Below are 13,616 nucleotides of genomic sequence, written 5' to 3'. Positions count from 1 at the left end.
TTCGGCGTGAATTACTTGGAATTATCTTTAACGGGCTAAGTGTTTAAATAAATATTTTTACCTAGGAATTTTATTACTGGACAATCGATTAAAAATAAATTGCCTTTTAAGACCTAATTTTTCAGGGTTTATAAATTCGTATGTTTCTGGTGATTTGATAATGGCACTTTGGTGAATACCTGCACATGTTGTAAATGCGTGCTCACCGATGAGAGGCTTTTTATCGTGTGGGTGTTTTCCTAATAAGTCATAATAAAACTGACACAGATTGATGATTTCTTTTAGGTCGGCACTGACTTCAAAGTTCTTTTTGTGATATTCAGAATTTTCTAGAACGGCTAAAACTTCTTCCAGAGCAGCATTACCACATCTCTCTCCAGCTCCACCAATCGTTACTTGGACTTCTTTCGCTCCACACTCAATAGCGATAATAGAGTTGGCTACTGCAAGCCCCATGTCATTATGGAAATGGCAACCAAAATCGACTTCTGGATACATATCGACAAATCGGTTGAATAACCTTTTGGTTTGATTTGGCGTGTAGGCCCCCGTTGTATCGGCGAAACAGATGTTATTTACTCCAAGTTCTATCAAGTGTTCGATTGTGTCATGCAACAGCCTAAGACTGCCTCTCGTCGAATCTTCTAATATCGCTTGAGTGGTTCCTTTAAAGCCAGCTTGGTCGATGTGTGCGACAGAAGTGCTGATGAGTGCTAGCCCGTCCGCCTTTCTCATATTCATCTTTTTCTCAAGGTGTATTTCCGAGCCTATACACAGCAGATTAATAGATGGATTAGTAAAACAATTTAGCGCATCGACTGTTCGAATGATGTCTTTCTCATGTAATCGACATAGCGCTACGATGTTTGTATCTTTAACAAAATCAGATGCTTGTTTGAACAGGTTGTGGCTGATTTCATCCGTGACCATTCCGATCTCAATAGCGTCTATTTTCTTGTTGATCATCTCCTTTAATAGTCTGGTTTTTTGCTCTGTGCTCAGAAGGTGCCCAATACCTTGTTCACCGTCTCTCAGTGTTGTGTCGAATAATTTTATTGTTCTCATGTAAAACTCCAACTAGCCGCTAAGTAGAAAAGAGAAGAAATTATTAAACTGACTAATATATTTCCCGTAATTTTGCTTATGACAAATGAGGTGATTAGAGTTAGAAGAGTTGCTAATAGTTTACCATTATTTATTTGATATAGTTGCGTTAGGCTAATATTATCCAGGGATATGTTTATTATTATGTTTCCCATTATAAAATAAACTGCATACTCAAACGTTTTGTAAAGAAAGCTATTTTCTTTAAATCTCAGTCCCTTCATATAAAATGGCAGCGCTTTCAGTAAATAACTAAGAATTGAAGATACAATTAATGTCATGCGTTATCCTTTTTTATTCTGCTATTTTTAATAATGTACGTAACGACAACACCTGAAACTATTGGCGCAAGAATTGAGATTGTATTGGAATCTATGTAATTAAGTATTGGCGCTAATACTGCACCTAATATTATCATTGGAATAGCGAATGGTTCTTTCGACGACTTTGCGGAAAGCGCGGAGAAATGAATGGGAAGTATCATAGTTACCAAGCCCTGAATGGCTACATACTCAAACCCATAGAGCAGCTTATATCCAATTGCTGTTGATAGAATCGCAACAATAAATGCGGGTATGCAGACACCCAAGTAGTATTGGTATTGAGATATACCATTGTGTGTATTACTAGATTTAAAATGGGAGTGACATACTACGTATGTACTGGCGCTAAAGGTTATTAATGATAGAAACAGCTTAAACTTCGGCACCCCTGAAAAGTAGTTATTGGCGGTCATGGCCATGATGAAAAAGCGAAAGTTGATGATAACTGTTAGTGCGACGACAATAACAAAATTGTCTGAATGGATAAAATTTACTAGTGCGGCTTGTAATGGTGCTGCAAAAATAAATATTGTACTCATAATAGTGTTTAAAAAACTGATGCCTCTATCATGATATATACTGCCAATAGACGAAAAAACAAAGAAGAATGAAACTGTGATCGGTATAGATGCAATAACGCCTTTTTTAAAATTCATGACTATTTCCTAATTATCTCTCACAAATCCAATTTATGACAAGGAATATAATGGAATGTATGACTATTATGTTAATTTTATAAAAAATCCTCTCATAGCTTATTAATATCCTTAAAGCTCCGAGATATCTTTATATGTTTACTTTTACAATTCTGTCTTCTGTTTGTAGTAAAATATAATTACTGTGTAATCTGTTAATATAAAGTTCAGAGACTAGAGTGTAATTATTAACAACTACTGCATTCTTACGAATCAATAAGCATTTTAGTTGCGATATTTGTCAATAACTTTACTTAAGCAAAATTGAGAAACAATGGGCAATGCAACTAAATGATATGCCTATTCCACATTTAGTGAACGTCTTGTTGTGTTCACTTACCTGTGACAATTTACGTAATTTTTATCTACGCTTAGGTGTCTCGGAGGTATTAACCAGAGTACAAAATCTATTTGCTCTGAAGCCGGTATCTTGAGTTACTTAGGTATATTGATGTGTGGTGGTTTGAAAGGGACAGTGGGACAGTTCTAGGTGATAGATACAAAGCAAAATACCCCCTTATTAAAAAGGGGGGCTGGAACAGCGAAAGTCTATGCCTTACGCAGCATCTTCTTCGTTTTCTGAAGCATCCGCTTCATCCTGGTGATCTTCTACATCGTCAACCACTTTTGGTTTTTTTGGCGCTGGGCGGCGTTTAGCGCCTAATGCGTAAAGCACCTCTTCTTTGTTTTGTGCCAGATAAAGGGCCAACTCTTCTTGCTTCCCTTCGTCTTCTAGCAGTTCACTTTTACCCATTAGATCAAAAAGTGCGTCTGCCATATCCAGCATTTTGTCATAGGCATCAGCTTCAGCTTTAGAGGTAAAAGTCATCTTTTCTTCTCCGTTGCGTTCGACCACGTACTTCACGATTACAGCCATGGTTAATCCTCTAATTTAGTCAGTTTAGAATCACTGTTTTTTTATACAGCATTTGCATGTATGAGTCTAGACTCGCTATGAGCTTAGGCTAGTATTTGTTGCAAAACTCGATAAATCGTTTAAGCAATGAGCTCTGATACTTCTCTTTGTGCAACAGAATCCAAAATTGTCGGCTCATATCTAGTGGTGTTTTGATGACTCCTACACGACCATCTTGAATCGCATGCTGCGCGGACAGTTGCGATAAACAACCAAGCCCGAGCCCCGCAGAGACGCTGTTAATGAGTGACTCTGTGGTATTGAGCTGAAACGACTCGTTCCATTGCTTGATTTGAGTAGCGACTTTCGTTAGAAAAAACTCCCTCGATCCAGAGCCTGGCTCACGTAGTACCCAATTTTGATCGTTTAGCTCATTCATCGCTAAGATGTTTGTCTTTGTAAATGGATGATCAGTTGGGCAGATAATACACATCTGGTCCTTACCAAAGGCGCATGGTGAGATTTCAGGATGATCGATGTTACCTTCGACCAAACCTATATCCAGTTCGTAGTCGACCAGCTTTTGGCATATCGCACTGGTATTTGAAATCACTAGACTTTGTGATGTATGGCCAGAAGAAGTGCGAAATTGGCTGAGTAGGTTGGGGGCGAGTTGGTTACCAATAGTGTCACTGGCTCCTATCCTTAACTGGCCCGTCAATATCTCATCTTGGCTAAATAACGTCTCGATCTCATTCGAACGTTGCAATAACTCATCAGCCAATGGCAGCAATCGTTGGCCTTCTTGATTGAGTATTAATCGATTGTTGATGCGATCAAACAAAGCGTGACCAATTTGCTTTTCAAGTTCGCTGATGGTCATGCTGACTGCAGCTTTGGAAAGGTATAAGGACTCAGAGGCAGAAGTGAGGGTCTTGTGACGGATCAAAGTCGTAAAGACTTTGAGCTGTTTCAAGGAGATATTTGCTGCCATGTATTGTTATCCACTAATAAATTATCGATACAGCATGAATCACTTGGCTTAATAAAAACAAGGCTTATCGTGTCAAAAGTTTCTGATTTGCTTGTATGGGGCGAGAAACTGGATATGCTAAGCTGGTTTCCATTCTCTATTATTATTCTGAGTTTCTCTTGTTTACTGTCTATCATTCCAATCAAGTGGATGTGCTAAAGTCATTGTTGGTCGAGTTGATTCGACGCGAACCTTTGAGCAATCCTTTCGATAAAGAGCACATTTTGGTGCAAAGCTCAGGTATGTCTCAGTGGCTAAAAATGGAGTTGGCTAAAGAACTGAAAGTGGTGGCGAATGTTGATTTTGCCTTGCCTGCATCATTCATCTGGGATTTGTTTACTCGAGTATTGCAAGATGTGCCCGCACGAAGTGCTTTTAACAAAGAGGCCATGTGCTGGAAATTGATGAAGATTTTGCCCGCACAGCTCTCTCGTCCTGAGTTTGAGTTACTAGACAAGTATTTGATTGACGATGACAGTGGAACTAAGCTGTTTCAGCTGGCAGAAAAAATTGCAGATACCTTTGATGGCTACTTAGTCTATCGCCCCGAATGGGTGGCATCTTGGGAAGCAGGGGAGCCTGTCAGTGAACTTGAAGGTGAGCATCCATGGCAGCCTATTCTTTGGCAGGAGCTTTATGACTACACGTTGCAAATCGGCCAATCACCTTTTCACCGAGCTAACCTATATGAGCATTTTATCGATACGATAGAAAGTTATTCTACGGCGCCAGAGTGTTTGCCTAGTCGGTTATTTGTGTTCGGTATTTCCTCATTGCCTCCTAGGTATTTGGATGCCCTCAAAGCCATTGGTCGTCATATTGATGTCCACCTCATGTTCACCAACCCTTGTCGTTATTATTGGGGGGAAGTGAGAGACAGGAAGTTTTTAGCAAAACTTGCGGCTAAACATCGCCAGCACGTTGAGTGGAAAGAAGTAGGCTCAGAGTCAGCAGGGATTAGTAAACAGCTCAAAGGCGACATTGAACAAAATATCAACGATGAATTGCACACCAGTGAGGTTGGAAATAGTTTGCTTGCCTCAATGGGAAAACTAGGAAGAGACAATCTATATTTGTTAGCTCAGTTGGAATGTCACGAAATTGAAGCGTTTGTTGATATCAACCGGCACTCGATATTAAACCACTTACAAGCCGATATATTGAATCTGGAAGAGCATCAAAATGACCAAGCTTTTGAAACCAGTACACATAAACGGTCGGTGCAAAAGAGCGATCACTCTTTATCTATTCATGTATGTCATAGTCCCATTCGTGAAGTTGAAGTTTTGCATGATCAACTACTGACTATGTTCAGCCGCAATCCATCATTGTCACCACGAGATGTGATTGTCATGGTAGCGGATATTAACAGTTACAGCCCCTCAATCAATGCGGTTTTTAGTAATGCGCCAGCCGAGCGCTTTATCCCATTCGCGATATCCGATCTCAGTGCCGATGTAGAAAACCCGATATTAAAAGCGTTTGTTAAGTTAGTGGAACTGCCCAGTAGCCGATGCTCTGTATCTGAATTGTTAGAAATCTTGGAAACCCCTGCGATATTGGCCAAGATGAGTATTAACGAGGTGGAGTTTGATCTCATTAGGCGGTGGGTGGAAGAGTCCGGTGTGCGCTGGGGTATTGACCAACATACCGGGGAGGACTTCGACCTACCGCAAATCAAACAAAATACTTGGCAATTTGGCCTCGAGAGAATGTTACTTGGCTACGCCATGTCGGAAGATGCTGGTCTGTTCAATCAGGAGTCGCACAGCTTCGCGCCTTACGATGAAGTGCAAGGTCTTGACGCTGAGTTGGCTGGTAAATTGACATCATATGTTCAGGTGGTTGGTGATTATCGTCAGAGATTAAAAGGTAGCCATGACATAGAGACATGGAAAGCCACTTTATTTGACATGCTAGATGACTTCTTTGATGTTGATGTCCAAGGTGAAGTTGCGTTAAAAACGCTGCGTGACACGGTAAACGGTCTGAAAAACAACATTGATGAATCTCAATTTGATGCATCATTTGCTCACAACATCATCGCACAATACCTCAAAGATAAACTATCTGGAGCACGAGTAAGCCAAAGATTTCTCGCGGGTCAGGTGAATTTTTGTACCCTTATGCCTATGCGATCCATACCATTCAAAGTGGTGTGTTTGCTTGGAATGAATGATGGTGTTTATCCTCGTTCTATTCCGCCAGAGAGCTTTGATTTACTGGCCGGTAGAGCCAGGCCTGGTGATCGCTCTCGTCGTATTGATGACCGTTATTTATTTTTAGAAGCCATACTCTCTGCCCAAGAGTCGCTTTACATCAGTTATGTGGGGCGTTCTATTGAGAAAAACACCGAGAAAGTTCCTTCAGTGCTAGTATCAGAAGTGCTCGATTATTGCCATCAGAACTATTGTATCCAAGGAGACGAAGGGTTACCCGTCGATGAGTCCGGGGATAACCTTGTTCAGCAGCTTATCCGCATGCACCCTATGACGCCTTTTAGCCCGGCCGCTTTTGTCAACGGAAGCTATGCAAAAGAGTGGCTACCTGCGGCCAAAAGGCAAACGCAACGACTAGATACCGCCAATACAGAGTTAGACGATTATTTTCTGGGGGCGACTTTTCCATTGGAGCTGGAACTCGCCGAGTTTCACAAGTTTTGGCGGTTACCGGTTAAGTACTTTTTTAATCGGCGCTTAAAAGTTTATCTCAACTCAGACAATAGAGCGGCTGAAGATGATGAGCCTTTTGCTCTGAATAATTTACAAAGTTATTCGATGAGAGATAGCTTACTTGCATCTTTACTTGCTGAGCGGGATGGCGAAGAAAATAGCGAGGGTCAGACTGACAAACTGTGGGCACAGTTTCTCACTCAACAAAGAGCCATGGGAAACTTACCATTAGCCGCCTTTGGTACATTGGAGTTTGACGCGCAGCGCCAACAGGTGGAGCAGTTATACGCAAAGATCACGGCATTGGCAAATCAAGCCAAGCCAGATATAGAACTGTCCTTGCCTATCAATCTGAACGACTCCAGCCAGCAAGTGATTCTCACTGGTTGGATTGGCGAATATTTTGACGTTGGTTTGATTCGCTATCGAAATGGACGTATTCGCTGCCAAGATAGGTTGTCTGCATGGATAGACCATCTGTGCGTCGCGGCAATGGGGATAGAGTCTGATACCTATGTGTTAGGGCTAAACAATAAAAAGCTTGAATGCAAAGCTTACGCGGCTATCTCAGATAAAGAGTTTGCAAAACAGCAATTAATGCAGCTTTTACGCTTCTATATGCAAGGCATGAATCAGCCGCTCGCCTATTTTCCTGAGACAGCGTATGCGTATTTAAATGCAGAAAACGGCAAGCAACCCAGCCCTGAAAAGTCTTTGCAAAAAATGATTGCTCAATTTAATGGTGATGACAATGTGCGTGGAGATAAATCAAATTTATACGTCGCACGAATTTGGCCGAAATGGAGTGACGACTTATCGATCGAAGTACAGCAATTATCTAGGTCAATATTAGAGGTTGCTTATGAAAAAATGCTGAATGAGAAAGAATTGGTTGCCAGCAGGCAAAAATCGTAGGGATCTACTGGCAACCAACGTCAAATTGACTAATGATTCAAAGATGAATAAGAGCTGAGTGATTAGCTACTGATAGTGATTGTAACGATAAGTTGATGAATTTTCGTTGATTGACATCTCACTTTTTTTAGAGTGAAGATTTGCATACGATAAAAGTGCCAATTTTATTGATTTGGTCACGAAAATTTCTTTTTGAATTGTTTTTTAGATATTTAAAGCCGTTTGAACCGCCAAACTGCGATAAGAACCAATAAATTAGGTCTGCAATGGTAAATACATCCCCTAATAATACGCAACCTTTAGATATTATGAGTTTTCCCTTGCATGGTGTGAGGCTGATTGAAGCCTCGGCAGGGACCGGTAAGACTTATACCATTGCTGGGTTGTATTTGCGTTTGCTACTCGGGCATGGCGATGGGCAGTCGAAGCATAGTAATCCGCTAACGGTTGAGCAAATATTGGTTGTGACCTTCACGGAAGCAGCTACGGAAGAATTGCGTGACAGGATTCGAAAGCGGATTCATGAAGCTAGGCTGGCTTTCTTAAGAGGCAAAACCGAAGATGGTTTTCTTAAGCCTTTTTTGCAGCAAACCCACGATCATCAACAAGCCGCGCAATTGTTGCTGGATGCTGAGCGGCAAATGGATGAAGCGGCCATCTTTACGATCCATGGCTTTTGTCAACGGATGTTGAAGCAGCATGCCTTTGAATCCGGAGCGTCGTTTAATAATGAGCTAGTCAGCAATGAGCTGTTGTTGAAGTCTCAGGTGGTTGCTGATTATTGGCGGCAGTATTTTTACTCGCTTCCATTGGGAGCTGTGAAAGAAATTCGTAAGTTGTGGGACACGCCGAAAAAGCTACTTAGGGATATCAATGCGTTTTTGTCGGGGGAGGAAATTCATCTTTCTGCCGAGCCTAAGCCTGAGTCTCTTATCGAAATTCATCAACAAAATATCGATCTTATCCAGGATTTAAAACAGCAGTGGTTGCTCTGTAATAGTGATATTCATGATCTCATCTTGAACTCCGGTGTGAATAAACAATTTTATAAAAGAAATTTATTGCCCAAATGGATAGAGGAAATGAATCTTTGGGCATTGAGCCCGACCGAGGACTATTCTTTACCGACGAAATTAGACCGTTTCTCTCAGCAATTTCTTAGCGAAAAAACCACCAAAGGAGAGCTGGCTACTCACCCCATATTTACAGCCGTAGACCACTTCTTGGCCGTCAATATTAGCCTTAAGGAGCCGACCTTGGCTAAGGCTATCCGGCATTGCCGCCAGCGATTACAACGAATAAAGCAGCAAAATCAGCAATTCTCATTCGATGATTTATTAACACAACTTTCTGCTGCTATCGAACAAGAAGGTGATACAAAGGTACTGAGCGACAAGATTCGTCAGCAGTATCCGGTGGCGATGATTGATGAGTTTCAGGATACCGATCCGCTCCAATACCACATTTTTAGCCAAATTTACTTATCAGATCCAGTCAGTGCGCTCTTGATGATTGGTGACCCAAAGCAGGCCATTTATGGTTTTCGCGGCGCCGACATCTTTACCTACATTGAAGCAAAACATCAAGCACCCGCTCATTATACTCTGGCAACCAACTGGCGCTCTAGCTCGGCCATGGTTGAATCTGTGAACCATTTTTTCTCACAAGCCAGCGCGCCATTTTATTACAATGACGATATTCCATTTCATCCGGTTAACGCGAGCCCCGGATCCGAGCATCTTTGTTGGTACTTATGTGATGGAGAATCTCAGCCTAAGCCTCAATCAGCGCTCAACTTTTGGTTTGATCGTGACAATGACTCCTTGATCGGTAAGGGTGACTATTTGTCCAATATGGCGCGGGTAACTGGCGAGCAAATTTTCGCCATCCTGTCGAAGTCGCAAGCTGGACAGGCGTACCTAGAAACCAAGTCTGGTCGACGCGGTATCGAGGCCAGTGATATCGCTATTTTGGTCCGAGACAAACATCAGGCCAACTTGGTCAAACAAGCGCTATCGGAACACGGTATTCCCAGTGTGTATTTATCTAATAGTGAAAGTGTTTTCACAAGCTCAGTAGCTAGCGATCTATTGTTAATGTTGAATGCGGTGCTGGTGCCAGAAAATGACCGAGGACTCAGAGCTTGTTTGGCGTGTTCGCTCTTGTCGATTGAACTTGCAGAACTGGATAGGCTCAATAATGATGAAAATGTGTGGGAGGCCGCGGTACATGAGTTTAAGGAATACCACGCACTTTGGCAGCAACGGGGTTTGTTGCCTATGCTCCGCTCGTTGATGAGTAAAAGGCAGATCGCTGAACAATTGCTCGCACAAGAAGGCGGAGACAGAGCCCTAACAGACTTGATGCATTTAGGAGAGCTACTTCAGCAAGCCAGTTTAGAGGTAGATAGCCATTATGGTTTGATTCATTGGCTTTCACAAAAAATTGAAGATGCGAATGAAGATACCAAATCGGAGGAATATCACCAAAGGTTGGAGTCAGAACACGGATTGGTTCAAATCGTCACTATACATAAATCTAAAGGGTTGGAGTATAACTTAGTTTTTATGCCCTTTGCCTGCGACTTTAAATCTGCGAAAGTGGCCAAGTATCATGATGCAAAGTCTAATCGTACCATGTTGGATTTAGGTGGCGATGCAGATGCTTTAGCCATGGCAGAGCAAGAGCGATTAGCCGAAGACTTGCGATTAATCTATGTGGCTATCACACGTGCAGTTTACGCGTGCTATGTAGGGATTGCGCCTATCAAATATGGCAACAGCAAAAAAGACCACTCAGATGTACATCAAAGCGCGATGGGTTACTTGTTACAGAATGCGAAAGAAGGCGGGCATACTTTGTTAAGCGAAAGCCTCGAAGCGCTCTCTCGTTCGGCTGACTCCATTTCCGTTATATCATTCCCTGACCTAGTCGGGCTAAAGCTGCCGCAACAATGGCAAGTTGATGAGGCGTTAATGGCTCACGAAATGGAACGAGACATCGACCGTCACTGGCGTTTAACGAGTTATTCTAGTTTGGTTCGTCATTCATCACATGGAAAAAGCGAACCCATTTCATTGGATGAGTCGGGCATTGATATCGACTCTGATGGGGAAAAGGAAGCAGAGCTCGCATCGACTGAGTTTGAACATACCATTTTTACCTTTCCTAAAGGCGCAAGACCCGGTACTTTCCTTCACACTGTATTTGAGCAAATAGATTTCAATCAGCCTGCTGGTGAACAGAATAATCAGCAGATCATTGAATCTCTTCTCGATAGTGAAGGTTATGACTGCTTGTGGCTGCCGGTTATCACTGAGCTCGTCGACAACACGCTGCAAGCGCCACTCATGGAAGCAGGTGCGAGCTTGCAGCACATTCTTCCCCAGCAGAGATTGGTCGAGATGGAGTTTCTGTTACCCATAGAACTATTAACCGCAAGCCATATTAACCGTATCTCTCATCAATATGACTCGGTATCTGCCACGGCAGGAGAGCTGGGCTTTCAAGCAGTAAAAGGCATGCTGAAGGGGTTTATCGATTTGGTCTTTGAGCATGAGGGCCAGTACTATGTATTGGATTGGAAATCGAACTACTTAGGCGATGATATACAGAATTATCACAAGCAGGCGCTTAAACAAGCAATGGCTGATCACCGCTATGATCTTCAATACCAAATATACAGCTTAGCACTACATCGATATTTGCAGAATCGCCTACCAAATTATCAATATGAACAACACTTTGGTGGCGTTTATTACATATTTTTACGCGGTGTGACGCCGTCGAGCGATAATGGTATTTTTTACCACAAACCGAGTTATTCGCTGATTCAAGAAATGGACGCGTTATTTAGTGGCCAGCCAAACTACACCAATGACCAAGACACCCATCAGCTGGAGCTTGATTTATAATGGGAAGCAATTTGCTTGATGCAATGAATGCCTTGTCCAAAACCGGAGAAATTCGCCATATTGACTATCAATTTGGTCGTTTTATTCATTCTTTGGCAGGCCAATATAAGAATGAAATGGGCTTTATCGCTTGTATGCTGAGCATGGAAGTGGGCAAAGGGAATGTATGTATTGAATTGTTGGACACGCAAGGCGTTAGTGCAGCATTTTCTAGCTTGGTGTCGCGTTTATTTGGCCACGAGCCTAGTACTGTCGATGTTGTTAATGGTATTGAGTGGCAAGAAGTCATGAGCCACTGTTCGGTTATCGGGACTAATCAACAATCGACGCCGTTAATATTTGATGGATGCCGATTGTATTTTCAACGTTACTGGTATTACGAATGTGTTTTAGTCAGCAAACTCAACATACTGTCCAAACCTAGCTCCATTGATAATAGAGAGCGAGATCACTTGGCTGGTGTATTGGATGGGCTTTTTGAGAGAAATTATCACTATTTGTATTCATCTTTATGTGAATCGAAGAAAAATCACTCGTATTCGGCGACGGTGGTGCAACAGCATGTGTGTGACCATTTAGATATTGTCTCCCCAGAGCATATTGACTGGCCTTCTGTCGAACGTCTTTGTAGTGAAGCAAACTCGGTTCAGCAGTTAAAAGCATTAGAGCAATTAGTGCCACCATCGACTTGCATCGATTGGCAAAAGGTAGCGGCGTCTATTGCGCTTACTCGTAAGCTAACGGTGATCTCTGGTGGGCCTGGCACCGGGAAAACCACTACAGTCACGAAAATGTTGTTAGCGCTTGTGGCTCAAGCGAAGCAAAGAGGGCATGCTCCCACGATTGAATTGACCGCACCAACAGGTAAAGCTGCAGCTAGATTAACCGAATCGGTAGCAAAAGCCATCAATAGCATTGTATTTGACAGTGAGCTGAAAGAGGCCATTCCCACTCAATCGAGCACCTTACATCGCCTGTTAGGTGCGATGCCAAATAGTAGTCAATTTCGTCACAATCGTTATCAGCCATTAAGGTTGGATATCTTAGTCATTGATGAAGCGTCCATGGTGGATCTATCGATGATGTATCGAGTAATCGATGCGTTGCCTGCTGGGGCCCAATTGATTCTGTTAGGAGATAAAGATCAGTTGTCATCGGTCGAAGCGGGCTCAGTGCTTGGTGATATCTGTCAGTTCCTCGACTATGGCTATAGCTCTCAACAGGCAAAATCTATTTCGGCGCTCACTAGGCACATGATAAATAGCCAGTCTCTCTCCGTTCCTCTTGTATCGGATAGCTTGTGTATGCTGCAAAAAAGCTATCGCTTCGATGCGCGTTCTGGAATTGGTCAATTGGCAAGAGCGATTAACACTGGTCAATACTCGCATGTTGAAAATGTTTATGCGCGTGATTTTTCAGATATTGAGCACTTTTCCGTAAGCAAAACCAACATGAATCAGCTCATTCGAAAAATAGCGGATAAATATCAGGCATTTTTGCGTTGTATCCAATTGACTCAATGCGAACAAGATAGCGTGAATGCAGCCAAGCTGGCGTTAGATGCTTTTTCTCGATGCCGTTTATTATGCGCGCTAAGAGAAGGGGACTTTGGTGTCGCGGGTCTCAACAATAAGGTAGAGCAGCGACTGGCCGCTGGAAAATGGATTCATGTTGCAGGAGAGCTTTGGTATCACGGTAGGCCAATAATGGTCACACGTAACGATCATGGTCTCGGCTTATACAATGGCGATATTGGTATTTGTATCTTTGATGGGGAACGTTTAAGGGTCTTTTTTGAGCTTTCCGATGGCAGCATTAAGGCATTTTTGCCTAGTCGAGTCCCCGAGCATGAAACGGCCTTTGCTATGACTATCCATAAGTCTCAAGGGAGTGAATTCGATTTTGTACAAATGGTCTTGCCAAAAGAGCATAACCCTATTTTAACTCGAGAGTTGATTTACACAGGGGTAACACGCGCCAGAAACCAATTTGAACTCTACAGTGATAAAAAGGTGCTGCGTCAGGCGATTAAGAAAAAAACGGAAAGAGCGAGTGGTTTAGCAGCCAAATTGGAAGTATTGCAATAACCATCCTTGGTATACAT

General features: G+C 42.5%; 7 protein-coding genes. 3 read left to right on the top strand and 4 right to left on the bottom strand.

Translation table 11 applies throughout. The features are described 5' to 3' along the window. Positions 1-57: 57 nt before the first annotated feature. The 4 genes from M9194_RS12400 to M9194_RS12385 form a co-directional block, all read right to left on the bottom strand. Complete coding sequence (locus M9194_RS12400) at positions 58-1,065, bottom strand: LeuA family protein (RefSeq protein ID WP_250612962.1); 1,008 nt, start codon at positions 1,063-1,065, stop codon at positions 58-60. A gap of 316 nt (positions 1,066-1,381) precedes the next feature. Continuing rightward, positions 1,382-2,083 (bottom strand): AzlC family ABC transporter permease, encoded by a 702-nt coding sequence (locus M9194_RS12395; protein WP_250612961.1) that lies wholly within the window; start codon positions 2,081-2,083, stop codon positions 1,382-1,384. Between the two features lie 595 nt (positions 2,084-2,678). Next, complete coding sequence (locus tag M9194_RS12390) at positions 2,679-2,999, bottom strand: YebG family protein (RefSeq protein WP_250612960.1); 321 nt, start codon at positions 2,997-2,999, stop codon at positions 2,679-2,681. Between the two features lie 88 nt (positions 3,000-3,087). Further along, positions 3,088-3,972 (bottom strand): LysR family transcriptional regulator, encoded by an 885-nt coding sequence (locus M9194_RS12385; RefSeq protein ID WP_250612959.1) that lies wholly within the window; start codon positions 3,970-3,972, stop codon positions 3,088-3,090. Between the two features lie 158 nt (positions 3,973-4,130). Between M9194_RS12385 and recC the strand changes: the two genes are divergently transcribed. From recC to recD, 3 genes are all read left to right on the top strand, one after another. Then, positions 4,131-7,598: an exodeoxyribonuclease V subunit gamma gene (recC, locus tag M9194_RS12380; RefSeq protein WP_250612988.1), complete on the top strand. Its 3,468-nt coding sequence runs from the start codon at positions 4,131-4,133 to the stop codon at positions 7,596-7,598. A gap of 266 nt (positions 7,599-7,864) precedes the next feature. Next, on the top strand, positions 7,865-11,512 hold the full coding sequence (gene recB / locus M9194_RS12375; protein ID WP_431769406.1) for an exodeoxyribonuclease V subunit beta: 3,648 nt from the start codon (positions 7,865-7,867) through the stop codon (positions 11,510-11,512). Next, positions 11,512-13,599 carry an exodeoxyribonuclease V subunit alpha gene (gene recD, locus M9194_RS12370; protein WP_250612957.1) on the top strand — a complete coding sequence of 696 codons (2,088 nt, stop codon included), beginning with the start codon at positions 11,512-11,514 and terminating at the stop codon, positions 13,597-13,599. The genes recB and recD overlap by 1 nt, the downstream gene beginning before the upstream one ends. Positions 13,600-13,616: the final 17 nt, after the last annotated feature.

The organism is Vibrio sinus (assembly GCF_023634645.1).
Classification (GTDB): Bacteria; Pseudomonadota; Gammaproteobacteria; order Enterobacterales; family Vibrionaceae; genus Vibrio; species Vibrio sinus.
The sequence above is the reverse complement of the archived record's forward strand: the minus strand, read 5'-3'. Positions and strand labels throughout refer to the sequence as shown.

What these genes read in the sequence shown, in the direction of transcription:
- M9194_RS12385 (WP_250612959.1), bottom strand. Translation starts at nt 3,972, where the DNA reads ATGGCAGCAAATATCTCCTTGAAACAGCTCAAAGTCTTTACGACTTTG.
- M9194_RS12390 (WP_250612960.1), bottom strand. Translation starts at nt 2,999, where the DNA reads ATGGCTGTAATCGTGAAGTACGTGGTCGAACGCAACGGAGAAGAAAAG.
- M9194_RS12395 (WP_250612961.1), bottom strand. Translation starts at nt 2,083, where the DNA reads ATGAATTTTAAAAAAGGCGTTATTGCATCTATACCGATCACAGTTTCA.
- recD (WP_250612957.1), top strand. Translation starts at nt 11,512, where the DNA reads ATGGGAAGCAATTTGCTTGATGCAATGAATGCCTTGTCCAAAACCGGA.
- recB (WP_431769406.1), top strand. Translation starts at nt 7,865, where the DNA reads ATGGTAAATACATCCCCTAATAATACGCAACCTTTAGATATTATGAGT.
- M9194_RS12400 (WP_250612962.1), bottom strand. Translation starts at nt 1,065, where the DNA reads ATGAGAACAATAAAATTATTCGACACAACACTGAGAGACGGTGAACAA.